Annotated in this window: 23 protein-coding genes; 15 read left to right on the top strand and 8 right to left on the bottom strand. The window is 41.3% G+C overall.

Annotation, left to right across the window (positions count from 1 at the left end):
* Positions 1–79: 79 nt before the first annotated feature.
* A complete protein-coding gene (gene hag, locus AC20OE_RS10700) occupies positions 80–970 on the top strand; it encodes a flagellin Hag (protein ID WP_059376828.1) in 891 nt (296 codons plus the stop codon).
* 289 nt (positions 971–1259) lie between these two features.
* Complete coding sequence (gene hag / locus AC20OE_RS10695) at positions 1260–2081, top strand: flagellin Hag (protein WP_024424967.1); 822 nt, start codon at positions 1260–1262, stop codon at positions 2079–2081.
* A 33-nt stretch (positions 2082–2114) separates the two neighbouring features.
* On the opposite strand, the gene AC20OE_RS10690 is transcribed toward hag (AC20OE_RS10695), so the two are convergent.
* On the bottom strand, positions 2115–3587 hold the full coding sequence (locus tag AC20OE_RS10690) for an NAD(P)/FAD-dependent oxidoreductase (protein ID WP_251180680.1): 1473 nt from the start codon (positions 3585–3587) through the stop codon (positions 2115–2117).
* Between the two features lie 217 nt (positions 3588–3804).
* On the opposite strand from AC20OE_RS10690, the gene AC20OE_RS10685 reads away from it, so the two are divergent.
* Positions 3805–4629: a methyl-accepting chemotaxis protein gene (locus AC20OE_RS10685; RefSeq protein WP_099663179.1), complete on the top strand. Its 825-nt coding sequence runs from the start codon at positions 3805–3807 to the stop codon at positions 4627–4629.
* Between the two features lie 36 nt (positions 4630–4665).
* Here the strand turns inward: AC20OE_RS10685 and AC20OE_RS10680 are convergent, their stop codons facing one another.
* Complete coding sequence (locus AC20OE_RS10680) at positions 4666–5037, bottom strand: DUF5412 domain-containing protein (RefSeq protein ID WP_039177928.1); 372 nt, start codon at positions 5035–5037, stop codon at positions 4666–4668.
* 242 nt (positions 5038–5279) lie between these two features.
* Between AC20OE_RS10680 and AC20OE_RS10675 the strand changes: the two genes are divergently transcribed.
* Positions 5280–5903 (top strand): poly-gamma-glutamate hydrolase family protein, encoded by a 624-nt coding sequence (locus tag AC20OE_RS10675; RefSeq protein ID WP_059376833.1) that lies wholly within the window; start codon positions 5280–5282, stop codon positions 5901–5903.
* A gap of 26 nt (positions 5904–5929) precedes the next feature.
* Here AC20OE_RS10675 and AC20OE_RS10670 read toward each other — a convergent pair whose 3' ends face one another.
* Positions 5930–6478, bottom strand: a complete 549-nt coding sequence (locus AC20OE_RS10670) for an ImmA/IrrE family metallo-endopeptidase (RefSeq protein ID WP_039177931.1) — start codon at positions 6476–6478, stop codon at positions 5930–5932.
* Positions 6479–6786: 308 nt separating this feature from the next.
* Between AC20OE_RS10670 and AC20OE_RS10665 the strand changes: the two genes are divergently transcribed.
* Entirely contained in the window at positions 6787–7686 is a 900-nt protein-coding gene (locus AC20OE_RS10665) for an N-acetylmuramoyl-L-alanine amidase (protein ID WP_487268836.1), read from the top strand.
* Positions 7687–7904: 218 nt separating this feature from the next.
* Here AC20OE_RS10665 and AC20OE_RS10660 read toward each other — a convergent pair whose 3' ends face one another.
* The 5 genes from AC20OE_RS10660 to AC20OE_RS10640 all read right to left on the bottom strand — a co-directional run bounded on the left by AC20OE_RS10660 (position 7905) and on the right by AC20OE_RS10640 (position 11263).
* Positions 7905–8075, bottom strand: a complete 171-nt coding sequence (locus AC20OE_RS10660; RefSeq protein WP_024424961.1) for a type II toxin-antitoxin system SpoIISB family antitoxin — start codon at positions 8073–8075, stop codon at positions 7905–7907.
* Entirely contained in the window at positions 8050–8820 is a 771-nt protein-coding gene (locus tag AC20OE_RS10655) for a type II toxin-antitoxin system SpoIISA family toxin (protein WP_064498335.1), read from the bottom strand. The genes AC20OE_RS10660 and AC20OE_RS10655 overlap by 26 nt, the downstream gene beginning before the upstream one ends.
* Before the next feature lie 146 nt (positions 8821–8966).
* Complete coding sequence (locus AC20OE_RS10650) at positions 8967–9965, bottom strand: inorganic phosphate transporter (RefSeq protein ID WP_017359158.1); 999 nt, start codon at positions 9963–9965, stop codon at positions 8967–8969.
* A 15-nt stretch (positions 9966–9980) separates the two neighbouring features.
* Entirely contained in the window at positions 9981–10598 is a 618-nt protein-coding gene (locus AC20OE_RS10645) for a DUF47 domain-containing protein (protein WP_024426775.1), read from the bottom strand.
* Between the two features lie 206 nt (positions 10599–10804).
* A complete protein-coding gene (locus AC20OE_RS10640) occupies positions 10805–11263 on the bottom strand; it encodes an ASCH domain-containing protein (RefSeq protein ID WP_039177937.1) in 459 nt (152 codons plus the stop codon).
* 228 nt (positions 11264–11491) lie between these two features.
* On the opposite strand from AC20OE_RS10640, the gene ggt reads away from it, so the two are divergent.
* The 10 genes from ggt to AC20OE_RS10590 all read left to right on the top strand — a co-directional run bounded on the left by ggt (position 11492) and on the right by AC20OE_RS10590 (position 20988).
* Entirely contained in the window at positions 11492–13243 is a 1752-nt protein-coding gene (gene ggt, locus AC20OE_RS10635) for a gamma-glutamyltransferase (protein WP_058838928.1), read from the top strand.
* Positions 13244–13503: 260 nt separating this feature from the next.
* A complete protein-coding gene (locus tag AC20OE_RS10630; protein ID WP_268499432.1) occupies positions 13504–14541 on the top strand; it encodes a sulfate ABC transporter substrate-binding protein in 1038 nt (345 codons plus the stop codon).
* 11 nt (positions 14542–14552) lie between these two features.
* Positions 14553–15398 carry a sulfate ABC transporter permease subunit CysT gene (gene cysT / locus AC20OE_RS10625; RefSeq protein WP_039177942.1) on the top strand — a complete coding sequence of 282 codons (846 nt, stop codon included), beginning with the start codon at positions 14553–14555 and terminating at the stop codon, positions 15396–15398.
* Positions 15399–15403: 5 nt separating this feature from the next.
* Positions 15404–16273, top strand: a complete 870-nt coding sequence (gene cysW / locus AC20OE_RS10620; RefSeq protein ID WP_059376840.1) for a sulfate ABC transporter permease subunit CysW — start codon at positions 15404–15406, stop codon at positions 16271–16273.
* Between the two features lie 15 nt (positions 16274–16288).
* A complete protein-coding gene (locus tag AC20OE_RS10615) occupies positions 16289–17020 on the top strand; it encodes a sulfate/molybdate ABC transporter ATP-binding protein (RefSeq protein WP_058838932.1) in 732 nt (243 codons plus the stop codon).
* 239 nt (positions 17021–17259) lie between these two features.
* Positions 17260–17727, top strand: a complete 468-nt coding sequence (locus AC20OE_RS10610; protein WP_059376844.1) for a PTS sugar transporter subunit IIA — start codon at positions 17260–17262, stop codon at positions 17725–17727.
* 53 nt (positions 17728–17780) lie between these two features.
* A complete protein-coding gene (locus AC20OE_RS10605) occupies positions 17781–19154 on the top strand; it encodes a PTS galactitol transporter subunit IIC (protein ID WP_487268835.1) in 1374 nt (457 codons plus the stop codon).
* Between the two features lie 19 nt (positions 19155–19173).
* A complete protein-coding gene (locus AC20OE_RS10600) occupies positions 19174–19452 on the top strand; it encodes a PTS sugar transporter subunit IIB (protein WP_039177949.1) in 279 nt (92 codons plus the stop codon).
* A 61-nt stretch (positions 19453–19513) separates the two neighbouring features.
* Positions 19514–19960 carry a hypothetical protein gene (locus AC20OE_RS10595; RefSeq protein ID WP_039177951.1) on the top strand — a complete coding sequence of 149 codons (447 nt, stop codon included), beginning with the start codon at positions 19514–19516 and terminating at the stop codon, positions 19958–19960.
* Positions 19957–20988 (top strand): alcohol dehydrogenase catalytic domain-containing protein, encoded by a 1032-nt coding sequence (locus AC20OE_RS10590; protein ID WP_487268834.1) that lies wholly within the window; start codon positions 19957–19959, stop codon positions 20986–20988. Before AC20OE_RS10595 ends, AC20OE_RS10590 begins: the two co-directional genes overlap by 4 nt.
* The last annotated feature ends 134 nt before the right edge of the window (positions 20989–21122 follow it).

Raw genomic sequence — 21122 nt, 5'->3', positions numbered from 1 at the left:
GGTTGATAAGCCCTAGAATAAAGGACTTTTTTCAGACAAGGACGTCTGTCAGGTCCCACATACATGGAGGTAATAGGAAATGAGAATTAACCACAATATCGCAGCACTTAACACATTAAACCGTTTGTCTGCAAACAACGGTGCTAGCCAAAAGAACATGGAGAAACTTTCTTCTGGTCTTAAAATCAACCGTGCAGGAGATGACGCTGCAGGTCTAGCAATCTCTGAAAAAATGCGTGGACAAATCCGCGGATTAGAAATGGCTTCTAAAAACGCACAAGACGGTATCTCACTTATCCAAACAGCTGAAGGTGCATTGACTGAAACTCATGCGATTCTTCAACGTATGCGTGAATTGACAGTTCAAGCAGGAAATACTGGTACTCAACAAGATGAAGATCTAACTGCTATTAAAGATGAAATGGATGCATTGATCTCAGAGGTAGATGGTATTTCAGGTCGTACTGAGTTTAACGGCAAGAAACTTCTTACTGGTGAGTTTAAAGTAAACACAGCTACTCCAGCTGATCAAAAGAATTTAGTCTTCCAAATTGGAGCTAATGCTACACAACAAATTGAAGTGAACATTGAAGAGATGACATCTACAGCGTTAGGAACAAGCGATACTTTAAATGTTAAATCTTTAGATGTAACTAAATTTGCTGATAATGCACCTGATGAAGCAGATGTTGGCTACGATGCACAATTGAAAATTGTAGACGATGCAATTAAACAAGTTTCTGCACAACGTTCTAAACTTGGAGCAGTCCAAAACCGTCTAGAGCACACAATCAACAACCTTGGTGCTTCTGGTGAAAACTTAACAGCTGCTGAGTCTCGTATCCGTGACGTTGATATGGCGAAAGAAATGAGTGAGTTCACAAAGAACAACATTCTTTCTCAAGCGTCTCAAGCAATGCTTGCACAAGCGAACCAACAGCCACAAAACGTACTTCAATTACTACGTTAATGAAAGGCCCCTTTATGGGGCTTTTTTTTATGTTGTTTTTTTCTTCGAATTTCCTCCACTCTTATGATTCTTAAATCCCTATGATAAATCATGAAAAATGACCTTTAAATTTGGCATACTCTAGCGAAACGATCATATTGAATGAGACTTTATCCTTATTTATTCCTTTTTTGTTAAACATATTCCATTTAAGTTCGATAAATGGATTGTAAGGCTTACAAAAAAATTCTAATTTAGAACTTTTGGATAAGGACGTCCAATTGGTTCAAACACATGGAGGTTATTTAACATGAGAATTAACCACAATATCGCAGCACTTAACACACTGAACCGTTTGTCTGCAAACAATGGAGCAGGGCAAAAGAACATGGAAAAGCTTTCTTCTGGTCTTCGAATCAACCGTGCAGGAGATGACGCAGCAGGTCTTGCCATCTCTGAAAAAATGCGTGGACAAATCCGCGGATTAGAAATGGCGTCTAAAAACGCACAAGATGGTATTTCTCTTATTCAAACAGCTGAGGGTGCATTAACTGAAACACATGCGATTCTTCAACGTATGCGTGAATTGACAGTTCAAGCGGGTAACGTTGGTACTCAACAAACAGAAGATTTAACAGCTATTCAAGAAGAACTCGATGCTTTGGTTGAGGAAATTGATGGTATTTCTCAGCGTACAGCATTTAACGGAAAGCAACTGTTGGATGGTACTGTTGAGGATGGATTCCAATTTCAAATTGGAGCGAACATTGAGCAAAATATCAATGTAAAGATTGGTAAAATGGACGCTGAAACATTGACTGTCAAAGATATTAAAGTAAATGAAGAAGGCTTTAACTTTGACACTGAAGTAGCAAAAATCGACGTAGCAATCGGCGCTGTATCTAAACAGCGTTCAGCTCTTGGTGCAGTCCAAAACCGCCTAGAGCACACAATCAATAACCTTGGTGCTTCTGCTGAAAACTTAACAGCTGCTGAGTCTCGTATCCGTGACGTTGACATGGCGAAAGAAATGAGTGAGTTCACAAAGAACAACATTCTTTCTCAAGCATCTCAAGCAATGTTAGCACAAGCAAACCAACAGCCACAAAACGTACTTCAATTATTACGTTAATGAAAAAGCCCCATTAAAGGGGCTTTTTTTAGTTCAATCAAATGACAGCAAGTGCTCTAGACGAAAGTCAGGAACCGCTTCATGGAAAAAAGCTCGGTTGCCTTCATCGTTCTTTTGATCCCATTGCTTCCACCATTCGGCTGTTTCTCCAGAGGGGTCAGCTTGAATCATGTCGTGCAGCTGTTCTAAGTTGATGATTTCTCTCGGTTCTGTTAAGAAAGAATGCATTCGGTGATACACCTCAAGACGTTCAGGCTGTTTTGTGACAATGGCGTATTGTACGTAGCGATTTAAAAATTCTTGTACGAACGTCAAGTGGGGTATGGTTGTTTCTCCTTTTAACTCGACACCGTCCCAAGCCATATCAGCAATTGCACAAAGCCACCAGCCAAGATCACTCGCTTGCTGCATTTGTTGTAATGTGTCCTTTTCAAAAGACAGCCGCTCATTGTTTTGTGCTTGTTTGAGCATACGGTCAAGTGTTTGTGCTTCAAGAGCTGCTTTGGTCATACCTTGACCATGAATGGGGTCTAACGTACACAAGGAATCGCCCATCACCAATAATCCACTTGGCCAATCCTGCATGTGTTCATAGTGATGTCTTACGCAAGAAGGGACTCTAAATCCTTTTGGATTTGTAAAGGGCGTTAAATAGGTGATGACTTCTGCTATCGCGGGATCGCTCAGTGCAGCGGTTTCTGAGTCAAACTGATCAGCATCCGTTGTTGGATAATGTGAACCGCCGGCTGCAGAAAGAAGCACAGCTACTAAATCATGATCTACCCGTTCAAACAGTCCTGTTGGGATTTGCTTGTCTGGTTGGCCAACTACAACCATTGATTGCAGGGGTGGCGCACCTGATGGTATTTGATAGTATCTTGTGCTGTAGCCTAGAAACACACTTAACTCATCAGTCTGTGGTAAGGTGAGTCCAGCGTCTTTCAGCCATTTTGGCAATTTAGACATTCTTCCAGACGTATCAATTACTAAGTCCGCTTTCATTTCATGAATGCTGCCAGGTTTTACTTGCCGGTCCTTCACGATAAGCCCCATGACTTGATTAGTTCCCTTTTTAAACTGAAGGGAGATGGCTTCATGTTTTTCTAAAAACTGCACGCGTTCCTCTGTTACCATTCTTTGCATCAATACCCACTCTAGCATTGCGCGTCTTGTGACGGCGGTTTCTTCTCTATCAGTGAGTGTTAATTCGCCATCTTTTGTGATAAATCGAGAGGTTCGATGCATGGTATTAAATCCGCCCATTGCCAGTAACTCTTTTGTATAACCAGGAAATAGCCGTTCAACGATTTGCTTGCCAAGTGGCAGCATTCTATGTGGATGAAAGGCTTGAGGAGTGCCGAGACGATTCTCAGGAGAGTCCGGCAGTTCATCCTTTTCAATAATCAATACTTGATGATAAAACGTTGATAAAACTTTTGCAGCGAGCATCCCGGTGATACCTCCGCCAATGACGATTGCCCGCTCATATTTCATGGGTTGTGTCAAAACATGCGCCTCCATTGAATACACAAAATGGTTACATGACCATTTCATCATATGTTGATTCATTAATTATAGCAAATTTCCGCTTGAATATAGAAAGGAAACGTACTTCTTTTTACTCGTAAATATGAAGAATTTCTTCAATCATTATTATTATTTTTAAAAAGTAACTATTAATTTAAGAAGAACGACCGATAAACTATATAAGGGGGTAGAGAAATTGGATATACTACAGAGTATTGTGACAGCAGCACCTTATATGATGCAGATTTTAAAAAATGAAGTAACGATGGGTGTCATTGATCGAGAGAAATTCTTGCTGTATTTGCCATCGAAAGATGTAGATTTTCAAATTCGTGCTGGAGAACTTATTAAACCAGATGATTTAAATATGAAAAAAGCGCTTAGAGGTGAGACATCAAGTATGTTTGTGCCTGAATCGGTTTACGGAATACCGTTAAACGCAATGGGTCTGCCAATTTTTGATGAAAATCAACAAGTGATCGGCGCACTCGCTTTAGGTTTTCCGCTTAAAAATCAATTAGAGCTTGAAGCATATATGGAGTCATTAAATGACATCATTCATAGTATTCAAGAAAAGGTGCATGTGGTGGCGGCGCATTCAGAAGAGCTTTCTGCGACAAGTGAGGAAATGACCTTACAAACGCAGCAAACACTTGAAAGCTCGAAAAAAACATCCGATATTACAAAGATGATTAAAGGGATTTCGAAACAAACGAGTTTGCTAGGATTGAATGCGTCAATCGAAGCAGCCAGGGCAGGAAAAGAAGGGGCTGGTTTTAGTGTTGTAGCCAGTGAGGTTCAAAAGCTTTCAAGTGAAACTTCACGTGCAACAGAAAATATCGAAAGCTCTTTACAAGGAATTTCCTCCAATATACATACATTACTTGAGAGTATGGGACATATGAAAGGTTCATCAGCAGAGCAGGCTTTACTTGTAACAGAGTTTAGTGAAATTGTGGAACGACTGACGAGCGTAAGTAAAGAAATGAAAGAATTTATGCAGCATCTGATGTCTACGTAAAAAACGAATCCAAGAGGGATTCGTTTTTTTAATACGCTATTTTCTTTTGTTCCGATCAAAGCGATAATCGTATGTTTCACCCTTTACCACATTTAAAAATTCATGCCCGATTTGAACAAGCTGTCCATTTTTCCATTTGATGAGGGGGTCTTTATCAGGGTATTTCCAGTAAATCGTTTTCTTTCGGTGGGTGAGTTTGTTTTCAATTTCTGCTCTAACTGCGTTCTCCTTTAGTTTCCCTCCGCTATGTCGATAGGTGTTGATGATATATGTTCCGTCTGGTGATGTCATCGAGCGGATAAAGGTTCCGTGAGATACGCCTTGAAGAGAAAAGCATTTCCAGTAAATGATGCCAGCGAAGCTAAGGAATAAGATGACAAGGGTGATGGTGGTTTTCTTTTTTAACATGAATTCCTCCAGATGTAGATCACAATATTTCTAATTTATGAGAGAGAATGCAAAAAGATTCATATAGTCCAAAAGTTCTATTCATTTCAATTATCGGTCATTTTTTCTCAAAATTCAACAGATAGCCGTAAATATAAGGAAAATTTAAGGATGTTTCATGTCGATAGGTCATTCGAAATCCCTTTACAAAAGAATTTAAGATCAGTAGACTTATGCTCATATAGAGAAATGGGGAAGATGGAATGACGCAAATCATTGATACATATCAAAGTTATGAAGAGCTTTCCGCTCATGAAAGAGAAGGAATCGATTATCAAATTCTTCACGAGCGGAAAGGTGACCAGCTTTTGGTTTTATCTCCTCATGCCGGAGGAATTGAATCTGGCGTGAGTGAGCTCATTCATGAAATCGCAAGTGATCAGTCTATGTATTTATTTGAAGGCCTTAAAGTGAAAGGCAATCATGTGCTTCACATTACAAGCACACGTTTCGATGAGCCGGTCTGCCTTTCTCTAGTGCATACCCATCATTACACGTTTGCGCTCCATGGCTACGGGGAAACGGAGATGCTTCAAACATTAGTGGGCGGGACAGACAGAGAAAGAGCGGCGGAAACAGTGAAACGTTTAACGCTTAATGGCTTCCAAGCAGTGCTGCTATCTGAATCTGATCGTTATTCTGGAACACATCCTCACAATATTAATAATCAATGTCTGACGGGAAAAAGTGTACAACTTGAAATCAGTCAGGCGCAAAGAAGAGCATTCTTTCAAGATTTCAGACGGCGCTATCGCCGTGAAACGCAAAATGAGCAATTTTATCGGTACACAAATGTACTCAAGCAAGTATTAAACCTGTATGAGTAAACGCCTGGTCTCCTATGCAGAGAGGCTTACGTTTGATAAACAGCTTCTTTTTCCGCGACCTTTTCGGCTTTCATTAAATAAGATGTAAACTCTTGTTGAAAGCGAATGCCTGCTTTCCGTTGTTCGAATAAGGCCAGCCGCTTTTCAGCGAAAGCCCAGGTGACGTGAAATGTTTGCGCAATCTGCAAAATGGCTTGCTGCCGAAGGTTTGGAAGCTTCATTTGCATCAGCATAAAGGTCGGTACACAAAAGTGATACATGAATTGTTTAGCCTGAAACTCTTGCAGTTCTCGAAAGAGTTTGTGCATCTTGAAATGATTGCCTGCATGCTTCAGCACATGACAAAGCTCGTGGGCAAAATCCTGCCATTGTTCCTCTGACGATAGAGATCTGTTTAATATAATACTGTAAAGACCTTGATGTTTGATCATCATGCTGCCAGTATCCTCATAGTGGACCCATACATGAAATTCAGAAGCGATCCTTTGCATGTCTCTATAAGCAGGACCGCTTATTTGTAGTTTGGCATATAACCGTTTAATCTCTTCTTCTAAATGGGTTAAAAATCCAGTCATTTAAAAACCTCCAAGCAAACGTATGTTCTGTTTTTGGCGTAAAAGAAAAGTCCATATAGGACTAAATAGCTAATTGAGCTATTGCTTACTTTTATTATCGGCTTATTTTTAACAATTTTAACATAAAATCAAGGAAAAATGGAATTAATTCCTGTTTTTTTCTTCATTTTTACGTTTTCCACTACTAAAATGAGTGATTGAATTCAAATTTTACCATAGTCTTATCACTAAAACAAACTCATGTGTCTTACGAACGCCACCAATTGATGAGAAAGATCAATTCAATCTAGCAAAAGGGAGTGCAGAACATGGTAGAAATTTATCAAGATTTTATTCCAGTTGGAAACGGAAACCGCCCAGGATACGCCATGACACCGATGTATGTGACGGTGCATAATACAGCAAACACATCAAAAGGAGCGGATGCGAAAAGTCATGCGGCATATGTGAAACGCCCAACGACAGAGGTGAGCTGGCACTTTACAGTGGATGATCATGAAATCTTTCAGCATCTGCCGTTAAATGAAAATGGCTGGCATGCAGGGGACGGACAAGGCAATGGTAACCGAAAGTCGATCGGCATTGAAATTTGTGAAAATGAAGATGGGAATTTCCAGCAAGCGGTCAAACATGCGCAATGGCTCATCCAAAAGCTGCTGAAAGAACATAACATTCCACTAGCTAACGTGGTTACACATCAGCACTGGTCTGGAAAAGCATGTCCACGCCTGCTTCTTGCTACATGGGATGAATTTAAAAAAGGAATTGAAACGGCAGGAGACCCTGAGACGGTCATCACGTATGTCGTCAAAAGCGGGGATACGTTAACGAGTATTGCTAAAGCTCATGACGTCACAGTTCAGGATCTACAGAAGTGGAATAACATTAGCGACTCGAACAAGATTCAAATTGGACAGGTTCTTAAAATTTATCGAAATGATGGAAAAATGATGTATGAGCTGCCGGATGGGATTTTAAAGGTGACTTCGCCTCTAACGAAGGGAGAGCACGTACGCCTCGTCCAAAAAGCGCTTGCTGCCGTTTATTTTTATCCTGATAAATCGGCTGCAGATAAAGGCATCGATGGTGTTTACGGAGAAAAAACGGCGAATGCCGTGGCACGCTTTCAGCTGGTGAACGGTCTGACAAGTGATGGGGTATACGGTCCTAAAACGAAGGAAAAGCTGCTTAAACTATTAAATCAGTGAGTGTTTCTGTTTGTATGATTGGATGGCTGTTTCACTTTTTTCAATTAATCGCCTAGTATATGGGGATGGCTGATATTCGGCAAACTGAACATATCTTAGTTGTTTGATTTTCTTTTTCATTTTGGCACCTCAATCGTTGCAGCGTATAGCGTATTGTATGCAAGTCTATGTAAAAATGGAATCAGGACGCGGATTTCGTTCCGCGTCCTTTAGTGTAATCAAGCCTTTTTGTTTTTATACTCATCGAGAAGCTGTTCATTCTTTTTAAAAATTCGCTCAGTATGGGGGCTTACCTTATAATCGGCCATACTGATATGGCGTTTTTTCTTTAAAATTTTAAAAGGGTTTTTCTTAGGATTGTTGTTATCCCCTTGAAGTGCGTGGTCCATCTTCATCACCTTCCTCTTCGTCAGGCAAGATTAGGTCATAAATTGTTGTAAGTGATGTCATTAATAAATAGTCGAACTCCGTGACAATCTCATCGGAGGTGAGCTTAATGACAAAATGAGCTTCTGCTACAGAAAATGGGATGAGCACCAAATGACCAAAATCATCATAATATACTTCCTGCCTGTCAAGCTTCGCCTGAATGAGAGCCCGCTGGTCAAGTGTCCGAAGCAGGTCATCTTTTTGTTCCTGCGTATCGTATGGACAAAGCACCGCTTGAATATTCATCTTGTCGGCAAAAGAATAAATCAGCCGCTCAATTCCCTCTATATATGCCTCTACACTTCCATAATATACATGGATCGGTTCATTTTTCAATAGGTATTGGTACGTTTTTAGTTTATTAAGGTAAGAATGAAGCAGATCGTTATTTTGTTCAAGGAGTTGATGGGTGTCGGTTTCCAGCTCATGATTTCCGAGTTTCTTAATATAGGAGCTAAGAAAGATGAAAGCATCGGTTAATGCGAAAAAAACGGCAATGATCAAGTAGTGCATCCAATCAGTGAAGATAGAAGAAGGATCATTTGTCCAGTACACGACAGCACCCGCTACATAAATCCAATACCACGTTTTACGAATGGCAAACATCTTTTCTTTTACTTTTTGTTCAAAGCGCCATACCGCAAATACATACACAGCAAGAGCACCTAGCAATAACCATACAGTCAATTGAAAAAATAATAGCATGTTCTTCTCTCCCATAGACAGATGAATACTTGTTTATTTCTATGGATATGATTGGAAACCCTGCTTCATGAAAAAATGTCCTGCGGGGAAAGGATATTTAAGTGTGCAGACAAATAAAAAAAGACCTGTCAGACAGGTCTTTGAAATTAGAGAATCGCATTTAACACAAAGTATATAAGAGCTCCTAGAGTTCCTGAAATCGGTAATGTAATCACCCAAGTGACAAGCATACGTTTTGCCGTACCCCAGTTTACCCCTTTGACTCTGTGTGCAGAACCTACACCTAGAATAGAAGATGAGATCACGTGAGTGGTACTAACAGGTAAGTGAATAAACGTCGCACCGAAGATAATAGCTGCACCCGTTAAGTCGGCAGATACTCCGTTTACTGGACGAATTTTCATAATTTTACCGCCGACTGTTTTGATAATCTTCCAGCCGCCAATAGAAGTACCGAGTCCCATTGCAAGCGCACAAGAGAATTGTACCCAGAAAGGAATGTCGTCTGTTGTATGCAAATTACCTGCAATTAAAGCCATCGTAATAATTCCCATCGCTTTTTGCGCATCGTTTGTTCCATGGGTATACGATTGCAGTGCAGCCGTTAAAATTTGAACACGTCGGAATTGTTTATTTGTTTTTGCGAGATTGTTGTTTCTAAATATAATTTTGATAATGGTATACACGATATATCCCAATACGAAAGCTAGGATAGGTGAAAGCAAAAGGGCTTGAATGATTTTAATGAATCCCGAATAGTTTAAAGCGCCAAAACCAGCAGAGGCAATAACCGCTCCTGCAATTGATCCGATTAGTGCATGTGAAGAACTACTCGGAATCCCGTAATACCAAGTAAGCAAGTTCCATGTGATGGCGGCAATTAAAGCAGCCAAGATCACAACAGAGCCGTTTTGAAGTGTAAATGGATCTGCGATATCTTTTGTAATGGATTTTGCCACACCTGTAAATGTCATTGCTCCTAAGAAGTTCATGAACGCTGCCATGATAATTGCATGTCTAGGCTTTAATGCCTTCGTTGAAACTGAAGTCGCAATGGCATTTGCTGTATCGTGGAACCCGTTAATGAAATCAAAAGCAAGTGCACAAATGACAATAAGTATGGTAAGGATGAGTAATGTGTCCATGTTTAACTAACCCCGTTACGCATTCTTCATAATGATTGTTTCTAGATTGTTGGCAACACTTTGACAGGAATCAGCGATTTCTTCAAGTGTTTCGTAAATTTCTTTGTATTGAATCACCTTAATTGGATCTGTTTCTTTTCCAAACAAGTTCTTTAATGATTTACGATGAAGATTGTCACAATTATGTTCAATCTCTTTAATCTTGATTGCGTGCGGATGAATATCTTTCAAGCGATTTTCAGCTAGTAAATCAATTGTGATTAAAATTTCTTTCGCACACTCTCTGATGTAGTGGCTGAATTTGTCGATATGTTCGTCAGAGCTTGTGATTGAGTAAATTTCTAATGTTGCGGAAAAATGCTCAATTCCATCTAAAACATCATCGAGGCTATTCGTTAATTGAAGAATGTCTTCACGTTCAATCGGTGTAATAAAGGCTTTGTTCAGCTCTTTAATCATGGTATGAACATGATTATCACCTTTTGTCTCATATTCCTTCAATGTGTCAGAAAATTCTTTCAGAGTGGTTTGATTTGTTACTTTATAGCTAACAAAATACTCAGCAGTTTCATCTAAATTTTTAGCAATTTCCGTTAACAAGACGGAAAACTTGTCTTTTTTCCTTTTTAACATGTAAAAACCCTCCATTGTATAAATGAGACAATGCACACATCAAATAATTATATATTCTTTTGTCGAAAAAAAACAGGTGTAGTCGAAAATTTCTTCACTTTTTCTATTTGATCTTATTCTGACCTAAAGATGTGATCTCAACACACCTTTTTCTAAAAGGGGAAAAGCAACGAAAAAAGCGGGCCATTTTTGGCACCGCTTATAGGCTAAGAAGCCGAATGAATCAGCTTAAACCTTTCACAAACAAGAAGCATATCCTCTTTGAAATCTAATCCGTATGATTGGAGTGCTTCTGTGAAAAATTCTTTATGTTCTCTATACCAATAGTCATAAGATAAATCGCCTTCACCTTCTGCTTTTGCAAATGATTCGGGGACTTCATTCATTGGCATGACATCTACATGTGTAATTTCAATGATGGCTTTTGGCTCTTCCTGGCTATCCAAAATGACCGCATATTGTCCGGGTTTTGGAAGCGGCTCCTGTTCCTTTTCATAAAACAGGTGTCCAGAACAAGTGGCTGTTTTCTTTCCTTGCTTGACAAGATCAAGTAAATGATCTGGATCTGATCCGAATGCCCACGCCGATACAAATGCGTCAGCGGGTGCTTGTTCTGATTTCTCTTTCCAATAGTCTTCCCAAAATAATCTGCTTTTGTTGTTCACCGTTTTTTCCCCCTCTTTGTTGTATTTATTATACCTTGAACCCGAATCGTTGGAAATGCTGTGTCTTTATTCCTAATGATCGAGTGCGTCATATGTTTTGAAAAACAATGTCCGATTTGGGAAATGTAGGATGATAGGATGAAAATTTTAGAAATTTTAGAATAATCTATTGTATTCTGGTCAAGAAGTCGGTAAGGTCAAAGTAAGAATATGGAAGGGGTGTTGTTCATGAAACGCATTTCTCTAACTGTTTTGTCCATATGTCTGTTTGTTTTCTCGTTTTTTCTGCCTGTCAGCCAAGTCAATGCGAACGAATCTCATGGGAGTAAAGTAGCTGTTGGTAAAGATGGCATGGTTGCTACTGCTCACCCGCTGGCATCAGAAGTAGGTGCTGATGTATTGAAGAAAGGTGGAAACGCAGTGGATGCTGCTGTTGCCATCCAGTACGCACTGAATGTGACAGAGCCAATGATGTCTGGAATTGGCGGCGGTGGTTTTATGATGGTTTATGATGGAAAGACAAAAGAAACGTCCATCATCAATAGTAGAGAACGAGCACCACAGGGCGCAACACCTGACATGTTTTTAACGGACGAAGGAAAAGTCATCCCATTTGCTGAGCGGTCTACACACGGTAATGCGGTTGGTGTTCCAGGGACAGTAAAAGGTCTCGAGGCAGCATTGGATAAGTGGGGGACCCGTTCGATGAAGGAATTGATTGAGCCTTCCATTCAGCTTGCAGAGGATGGATTTGAAATCGATTCTGTTCTGGCACAAGCCATTGAAGATCATCAAGGGAAGCTGAAAAAAACGGCTGCAGCGCCAATCTTTCTTCCAGATGATCAGCCGCTCAAAGAAGGCGATCTGCTTGTACAGCCAGGTCTTGCCAAAACATTTAAGCTCATTGCGAAAAAAGGAAGTAAAGCATTTTATGAAGGAAAAGTAGCAAAGGCACTTGCAAATACAGTCCAAGATTTTGGCGGAACGATGACAACTGATGACATTGGTCGTTATGAGGTCAAGACTGACAAGCCTATCTGGGGGGACTATAAAGGATACCAGCTTGCAAGTATGCCTCCACCAAGCTCAGGCGGTGTGTTTATGCTGCAAATACTCAAAATACTAGATCACTTCAATCTATCACAATATGACCCCAAATCATTCGAAAAATATCAGCTACTTGCTGAAACAATGCATCTCTCCTATGCTGACCGTGCTGCATATGCAGGCGACCCCGAATTCGTAGATGTTCCACTAAAAGGACTACTAGACGATGATTACATTTCAAAAAGAGCTTCTCTCATTCAATTAGATCAAATGAATAAAAACCCGAAAGAAGGAGATCCATGGGCTTATGAGGATGAAAAGAATCCATCCCCGATTGTCCCGCAGCCAGAAGATAAAACCATTGGCGAGACCACTCATTTTACTGTTGCCGATCAGTGGGGAAATGTCGTGTCATTCACAACAACCATTGAACAGTTATTTGGTACAGGGATTCTTGTACCGGAATATGGCTTTTTCTTAAACAATGAACTAACAGATTTTGACGCAAGACCAGGCGGAGCAAATGAAGTCCAGCCGAATAAACGTCCATTATCCAGTATGACTCCGACGATCATATTCAAAGATAACGAGCCGGTCATGACTGTTGGCTCACCTGGAGGAACGACCATTATTGCTTCTGTTTCACAAACCATCCTAAACTTGCTTGAATACGATATGGAGCTTCAAGATGCAGTGGAAGAGCCGCGGATATATACAAACAGTCCAACTTCTTACCGTTACGAAGTAGGAGTTCCCCTCGATGTGAGAACGAAGCTAAATGACATGGGTCACCGTTTTGGCAGTTCGCCTATTGATATAGGAAATGTGCAAGCTTTACTCATTGATCGAAAAGCAGGGACATTTACTGGAGTAGCTGACTCCTCGAGAAATGGAACCGCTGTTGGTGTCAATTTAAAGCTATCTGCCGATTAAAACCATTTCCCGGGAAAAGAAGCGCCTCTGCAAGATGGCGTTTCTTTTTTTGTTTAAATAAAAAACAGAGTTGACACCTGTGAATAGTTTGAATAATATATAGACTAACATCAATCATACATAGCTGATCGGACAACCGAAGGCTCTTGGCAATTTGAAGTACAGGACTGTAATGTATTTCAAGTGGCTAAGGGTCTTTTTTGCGTATGAAACGGCAAGGTTGGTGTCACTATTATTTGATAACAGGGGAGCGGGATAACGTGAAAAAGTGGAAATGGATCTCGGTTATAACCATCGTAGTGGTCTTGGCTGTGACGAGTGCTGCATGCTCAAACGCAAACGAAGCCTCAAAGCAAAAGGGGAAGGTTGAGCTGTTAAATGTTTCGTATGATCCTACACGTGAATTGTATCAGGAATACAATCAAGCCTTTCAGACGTATTGGAAAGACAAAACAGGTGAGGATGTCACGATCAAGCAGTCTCACGGTGGATCAGGAAAGCAGGGAAGATCGATTATTGATGGACTCGAGGCAGATGTGGCAACGCTGGCTTTAGGGTATGACATTGATGCGATTGCAGATCGCGGGCTGCTTTCGAAAGATTGGCAAAAAGAATTTCCAAATCAGTCAACTCCGTATACATCGACCATTGTGTTTCTTGTGAAGAAAGGGAACCCCAAAAATATTAAAGACTGGGACGACTTGATTCGGCCAGGTGTGTCCATCATTACACCAAATCCGAAAACGTCCGGCGGTGCGAGATGGAATTACTTAGCTGCATGGGCATATGCCGATAAAACATTTCATGGGAATGAAGACAAAACAAAGGATTTTGTCAAAAAGCTATATGAACATGTCGAAGTCCTTGATTCAGGTGCACGCGGAGCCACAACGACCTTTGTTGAACGCGGTCTTGGAGATGTGTTAATTGCATGGGAAAATGAAGCCTATTTAACACAGCACGAACTAGGCAAAGACAAATTTGAGATTGTCACCCCATCAATCAGTATTCTAGCAGAGCCGCCTGTTGCGGTCGTCGATCAAAATGTGAAACGTAAAGGAACAGAGAAAGTGGCAAAGGCTTATTTAGATTATTTATATTCTAAAAAAGGGCAGGAAATTGCGGCGAAAAACTATTATCGTCCTAGAAATCAAGAAGTCTTAAACAAATATAAAGACCAGTTTAAAAAGATTGATATGGTGACGATTGATCAAGCATTTGGCGGGTGGAGAAAGGCGCAGAAAAGATTTTTTGATGATGGCGGCTTATTTGATCAAATATACAGCGGACAAAAATAGGGGGCGATGTGATGAAGAAAACACATGCAGCCGCCAATAAAAGAAAACGTATATTGCCTGGATTTGGGCTGAGCCTTGGGGTGACGCTCGTTTATGTAAGTGCGATTGTCGTCATTCCTTTATCCATGGTATTTATTTGGACGGCTTCATTAGGAGCAGAGGGGATTTGGAAGGTGTTTACCGATGCAAGAGTATTGAAGTCGCTCCAGCTGACCGTGACGACTTCCTTTGCAGCTGCTCTCATCAATGCAGGGTTTGGTGTACTGATTGCCTGGGTTCTCGCCAGGTACACATTTCCCGGAAAGAAAATTTTAGATGCTCTCATCGATTTGCCTTTTGCGCTCCCAACGGCTGTTGCGGGTATCGCTCTCACCACCCTTTATTCTCCAAATGGGTGGATTGGTCAATTTCTGCATTTAAAGGTGGCATACACACCGATTGGGATTATTTTGGCACTTATTTTTATCGGCATACCATTCGTTATCCGAACCGTTCAGCCTGTGATAGAAGGGCTGCAGCAGGAAGTGGAAGAGGCTGCGGCGATTCTTGGTGCGACAAGGAGACAGACCTTTTTTCACGTGCTGCTACCAGCCTTGTTTCCTGCGGTGATGACTGGATTTTCACTTGCGTTTGCAAGAGCACTAGGGGAATATGGCTCTGTTGTGTTTATTGCTGGAAATATTCCGTTTAAAACAGAAATTACACCGCTGATGATCATGTCCAAGCTTGAACAATATGATTATCATGGTGCAGCAGCGATTGCATGCTTGATGCTGCTTCTTTCGTTTTTCATCCTGTTATTGATTCACGGCATTCAGTGGTATGTTGAGCGGAAAAAACAAGTATACGTGAGGTGAAACCATTGGAGAGAGAGCTTAGTCATCGGCATCATGTTCAGTATAAAAGTCCTGTAACCGAATCTAAAGCGGTGAAAATCCTATTAATTACGGTGGTGTATGCTTTTTTGATTTTATTTTTACTCATACCGCTGATCGCCGTGTTTTCAAAGGCATTCGAGAAAGGGTGGAGTTCATACCTTCTGGCCATCTCACATCCAGATACACTAGCGGCAATCAAATTGACCGTTTTCATTGTCGTCGTTACCTTGCCGCTTCAAATGATCTTCGGGGTGAGTGCTGCATGGCTTATCACAAAATTTAACTTCCGCGGCAAACGTTTGTTAACGACTGTGATTGATCTCCCGTTTGCCGTTTCGCCTGTGATTGCTGGACTTGTATTTGTGCTTTTATTTGGTTCAAACGGGCTTTTAGGACCTTGGCTTATGGAGAATGGATGGAAAGTCATTTATTCTGTACCAGGCATGATTCTAGCAACCATATTCGTTACATTTCCGTTTATTGCTAGAGAATTAATCCCGTTTATGCAGCATGAAGGCATTCATGAGGAGGAAGCATCACTCACACTTGGTGCAAACGGATGGAAGACTTTTTTCCTTGTGACACTCCCAAATATCAAATGGGCTCTTTTTTACGGCGTTATTTTAGCCGGGGCAAGAGCGATTGGTGAATTTGGTGCTGTGTCGGTTGTATCAGGTCATATTCGAGGGATGACCAATACGATGCCGCTTCATATCGAAATTTTATACAATGAGTACCAATTTCAAGCCGCTTTTGCTGTGGCGTCTCTTATGGCATTTGTGGCAGTCATTACTTTAATCATTAAACAAATCATTCAGCAGAGGGATCACCGGCTTGGCAAGCGGTCAACATAAATGGAGGGATCGGCCTTGGGGATTACAGCAAAACAAATATCAAAACAATTTGGTCAGACAAAGGTTTTGCAAAACGTGGATTTATCGATAAGAAATGGTGAATTGATTTCTTTATTAGGACCATCTGGCTCTGGAAAGACGACGTTATTAAGAATCATTGCAGGTCTTGATTACGCCAATAACGGGCAAGTTTTATTCGGAGATCAGGATTACACACACATTCCAGTACGAAAACGGCAAATCGGTTTTGTGTTTCAGCAATATGCACTTTTTCGAAATATGACGGTTTTTGATAATGTGGCATATGGGCTGAAAATTAAACCTAGAGGAGAAAGACTGTCTAAAAAAGACATCAAAGAGCGGGTGCATGAGCTTTTAGAGGTTGTTCAGCTCACTCAGTATGAGCAGCGTTATCCAGAGCAGCTGTCAGGCGGACAAAAGCAGCGTGTAGCACTGGCACGAGCACTTGCCGTTCAGCCGAAGGCACTCCTCTTAGATGAACCCTTTGGCGCTCTTGATACAAAGGTGAGGAAAGAATTAAGGCATTGGCTGAAAAAAGTTCATCGTGACTTTCAAATGACCACTATTTTTGTGACACATGATCAAGAAGAAGCATTCGATATTGCTGATCGTGTCGTGGTGATGAATGAAGGAAGAATCGAAAAAATTGGCACAAAGGAAGAAATGGCAGTACAGACAGACAATCTATTTGTATCTGAATTTTTAGATATAGGAAGCCACATTTAACAAGAAGTATAGAAGGCGAGTAGAGAAAGACGCAGTGAGCACTGCGTCTTTTTTTTATAAAAATTCCCCTAGGAACATTGACTTATAATTTTGAATATTATAATATCTTTACAAAGGTAACAATATTGAACATTTTTCATAATGTATAATTGTAAGCGCTTTATAAAAGGTTCTATTCTAAAATGTTCTTTTTTTTGTTACATGTGTTCATATTTATACCAAATGAAAGGGGTGGTTGTTTGAATAACTTGTTTGAGTTAAATGAACAACTGATTACGCTGCAGTTCGAAGCATCTTCGAGAGAGGAGGTGACGACATACTTAGCAGATAGGTTAGAAGCTGGAGGGTACATTAAATCGAGCTATTTACCTGCAGTGCTTGAAAGAGAAAAAACATATCCTACAGGTCTCCCGCTTGCAACTTTTGGGGTAGCGATTCCGCATACAGATCCTGAGCATGTGAACAAACCGGCGATTAGTGTTGCTACATTAAAGGAACCTGTCGTGTTTCATAAGATGGGGAGCCCCGATGAACCAGTGCAAGCCAAAATTGTGTTTGTCCTAGCAATCTCTGAGCCTAGTAAGCAGCTTGTGATGCTCGAGAAGCTGATGACACTTTTTAGAAAAGAAGAAGTGATGACAAAGCTGTCTCACATGACCTCTTATGAAGAAGCGGCTCACTTGCTTCAACAAGAGCTAAACCAATAATCATTCATGAAATAATGTAAGCGCTTTATCTGAAAAATTCAGGAGGTGGATGTATGATCAAGCAAGCCGTCGATTTTATATTAGACCTTGGACCAACTATTATGCTCCCGATTATTATGACGCTTTTCGGTATGATTTTAAGACAGGGCTTTAAGAAATCCTTCAGGGCCGGTATTACGATCGGAATTGGATTTGTCGGTGTCAATCTTGTCATTAATTTGCTCGTGAGCGGTCTTGGGCCAGCAGCGAAAGCTATGGTTAATTCCCTTGGACTAAAGCTCGACATTTTGGATGTTGGATGGCCGATTGGCGCTGCCATATCCTTTGGTACACCTGTTGCTCCGCTCATGATTCCTCTTGTACTTTTGTTAAATGTGATTTTATTGTCCATAAACTTCACGAAAACACTGAATGTGGATATTTGGAACTTCTGGCATTTAATTTTCGCAGCCTCTGTTACTTACTACGCTTATCATAATATGTTCTTGGCTCTTGCTGTTGGCTTGATTGTTTCTGCGATCACGCTTAAATTAGCCGATTGGACAGCGCCGACAATCGAACACCATTTTGGATTAAAAGGCGTATCGATGGCTCATGCTGAAACGGTCAACTTCGCACCGCTGATGTATGCGTCCAACCGCGTCATTGATAAAATTCCTGGTTTAAACAAAATTCATGCTGATCCAGAAACATTAAAGAAACGCTTTGGCATCTTTGGTGAACCGCTTGTGATGGGTCTCATACTTGGTATCATTATTGGTCTTCTCGGCGGCTATGATGCAAAAGGCGTGATGACACTCGGGATTCAAATGGCAGCAGTTCTTGTCTTAATGCCAAGAATGGTTGCGTTATTAATGGAAGGACTCATTCCAATCTCTGAGGGCGCTCGTTCTTATATTCAAAAGCGTTTCCCAGGGAAAAATGTCTATATTGGTTTAGATACAGCGATTGTCATTGGTCATCCAGCGAATATGGCGGTAGCCCTTTTAATGGTGCCGATTACGATTTTGCTCGCTGTTGTTCTGCCTTACAATGGCATGCTTCCGTTTGCTGACTTATCGGTTCTGCCATTTACAGTTGTCTGGGCAGTAGCAGCCGCTCGTGGAAATATTATTCGCGGCCTTATTAACAGTATTTTTACATTAATGATTGTCTTCTTTATCGCAACGAACCTTGCACCGCTTGCAACGACCATGGGGAAAGCCGTCGGCTTTGATTTCCCAGAAGGGGCAAACATGATTTCAGGTATTGACCTTGGTTCTCACGTCATTCCTTGGATCATGGTGAGACTTCTTGATCCGAGCAACCCTTACTTTATTGCAGCGATTATCTGTGCTCTGGCTTATGCGCTTCTATGGTACTGGGTGCGAAATGATATTAAAAAGCAGTATGCAAAAGAAATGGGTTTAGATCAGAAAGAACAATAAATGAGCTGGAGGGATTCTAATGGCGAAGAAAATATTAGTATCATGCGGAACGGCAGTTGCAACATCAACGGTTGTGGCTAAAAAGGTAGAAGAGACGTTAAAGGAAAAAGGATATGATGTCGTGGTGGAACAATGTAAGGCATCTGAAGTCCCGCAAAAAGCAGAGGGCGCCGATTTAATTGTGACAACAACGCCTGTGAGTGATACAAAAGGGACACCTGTGATTCAAACATTATCCTTTTTAACTGGATTTGGCATTGAAGATGATATCGAGAAAATCATAGAGTATATCAAGTAGAGGGCTATTTTCTGGAGGAGCTTTCGCGGCTCCTTCTAGTGATTTGAAAGGAGGAAGTCTCATGCAGCATCATGCTTATAGCCGAACGTCTGCAGTGTTGTCTATTTTTCTTCCGGCTGTGCTTATCTGTCTGTTTTTTCTCTGGTCTCTTTATACGTTATGGTCAGCAGGACCTGAGCCGTTAGCTGTGCTGGGCGTTTATACACTCCCGATTCTCATGCTGTCTAGTATCACAGGACTGAACCAGCCGACAAATGTCGTCATTAGTGAAGATCAACTGAAGATAGGGGCTTTTGGCAGATGGCACACATATGCAGTGTCTGATATTAAAGGAAAGCTTTTTTTAAAGCCATATCCTCATATTGGGAAAGTCTATGTCAGGGTGGGACCAGCCCGGATATTCGGAGGGCGCTACTGGATATCAAGTGAGATGAGTGAGTATAAGCAGCTTGTTCAAACGTTACAGGATTTTGCGACGGGTGATGAAAAGGAGGATGCCGCTACATGAAATCAGCTGTCTTTTATTCTTCAGAGGACATTCGGTATGAGGAGCGGAACCGGCCAGCCATCGGTGATGATGAAGTTCTGTTAAAGCTACGAGCCTGCGGCTTATGCGGAACGGATATTTATAAAGCAACGCATGAGACAGTACCTCCTGGGACCGTGCTGGGACATGAAATCGCTGGTGATATTGTCGAGACCGGCACACGAGTGACACATGTCCAGACGGGGGACAGGGTCTATGTGGCGCATCATGTGCCTTGTTTCACCTGTGACTTTTGTCAAAAGGGATTCTATACGATGTGTCCGCAGTTTACAGCCACAAATGTAGAGCCAGGCGGGTTTTCAGAATATATCCGTATACCTGCTTTGCATGTCAAGCACACGATGGGCAAGCTTCCAAAAGACGTATCGTATGAGCAAGGGGCGATGGTAGAACCCGTTGCCTGTTGCCTGCACGGATTTGAACGAGCACCTGTTCATCCAGGAGATTCCGTCTTGATCCTTGGAGCGGGGCAAATTGGCTGTATTCAATTGCAGCTTGCCAAATATTATTTAGCTGGAAAAGTGATGATAACAGATGTGAATGAGAACAGGCTGCTGCGTGCGAGAAGTTTAGGTGCAGATGCCGCTTTTCATCCAGCAGCTGAACCAGTGGAAAACCGGGTGATGAAAGAAACAGATGGTAAGGGAGCAGACCTCGTTATTATTTCTGTTGGGAGCAGTGCGCTTTTAAAAGAGGCGTTTCAAGCTGTAGCGCGAGGCGGGACGATTTTGGTGTTTGCTCATTTTCCAAAGGGAGATGTGGCCATTCCTGCTGAACGATTTTTCAATGATGAAGTGAAGGTAGTAGGAGCCTATTCATCGCATCCATATCATTATCGTGAAGCCCTTGAGCTTCTGAAAGCAAAAGTGGTCAACACTGAAAAGATGGTGACGCACCGTTATCCGTTAAGCCAGCTGCTTCAGGCGATAAAATGCGCAAGGAATCCTGAGGGTGAGAGCGTCAAAATCATGATGTATCCAGATGAATGAGTGTAGGAGATTAAAAGAGAAAGAGAAGTGCTTTGGAAAAGGGCTTTGCCTTTCTCTTTTTTTCTGACAAAAGATGAAAACGCTTAAAAATGAGAGAGAATTGCTTGACTTCGTTGACACTTAAACGTATGATA

The organism is Bacillus sp. SRI_025, assembly GCF_057592095.1.
This window is presented reverse-complemented; position numbering and strand designations above follow the sequence as displayed.

Bases quoted from the DNA above. Each gene is read 5' to 3' on its own strand.
- AC20OE_RS10590 (WP_487268834.1), top strand. From the start codon at position 19,957: ATGAAATCAGCTGTCTTTTATTCTTCAGAGGACATTCGGTATGAGGAG.
- AC20OE_RS10650 (WP_017359158.1), bottom strand. From the start codon at position 9,965: ATGGACACATTACTCATCCTTACCATACTTATTGTCATTTGTGCACTT.
- AC20OE_RS10655 (WP_064498335.1), bottom strand. From the start codon at position 8,820: ATGCTATTATTTTTTCAATTGACTGTATGGTTATTGCTAGGTGCTCTT.
- cysT (WP_039177942.1), top strand. From the start codon at position 14,553: ATGAAGAAAACACATGCAGCCGCCAATAAAAGAAAACGTATATTGCCT.
- AC20OE_RS10605 (WP_487268835.1), top strand. From the start codon at position 17,781: ATGATCAAGCAAGCCGTCGATTTTATATTAGACCTTGGACCAACTATT.
- AC20OE_RS10645 (WP_024426775.1), bottom strand. From the start codon at position 10,598: ATGTTAAAAAGGAAAAAAGACAAGTTTTCCGTCTTGTTAACGGAAATT.
- AC20OE_RS10595 (WP_039177951.1), top strand. From the start codon at position 19,514: ATGCAGCATCATGCTTATAGCCGAACGTCTGCAGTGTTGTCTATTTTT.
- hag (WP_059376828.1), top strand. From the start codon at position 80: ATGAGAATTAACCACAATATCGCAGCACTTAACACATTAAACCGTTTG.
- AC20OE_RS10670 (WP_039177931.1), bottom strand. From the start codon at position 6,478: ATGACTGGATTTTTAACCCATTTAGAAGAAGAGATTAAACGGTTATAT.
- AC20OE_RS10675 (WP_059376833.1), top strand. From the start codon at position 5,280: ATGACGCAAATCATTGATACATATCAAAGTTATGAAGAGCTTTCCGCT.
- AC20OE_RS10660 (WP_024424961.1), bottom strand. From the start codon at position 8,075: ATGGACCACGCACTTCAAGGGGATAACAACAATCCTAAGAAAAACCCT.
- ggt (WP_058838928.1), top strand. From the start codon at position 11,492: ATGAAACGCATTTCTCTAACTGTTTTGTCCATATGTCTGTTTGTTTTC.
- AC20OE_RS10680 (WP_039177928.1), bottom strand. From the start codon at position 5,037: ATGTTAAAAAAGAAAACCACCATCACCCTTGTCATCTTATTCCTTAGC.
- AC20OE_RS10600 (WP_039177949.1), top strand. From the start codon at position 19,174: ATGGCGAAGAAAATATTAGTATCATGCGGAACGGCAGTTGCAACATCA.
- hag (WP_024424967.1), top strand. From the start codon at position 1,260: ATGAGAATTAACCACAATATCGCAGCACTTAACACACTGAACCGTTTG.
- AC20OE_RS10665 (WP_487268836.1), top strand. From the start codon at position 6,787: ATGGTAGAAATTTATCAAGATTTTATTCCAGTTGGAAACGGAAACCGC.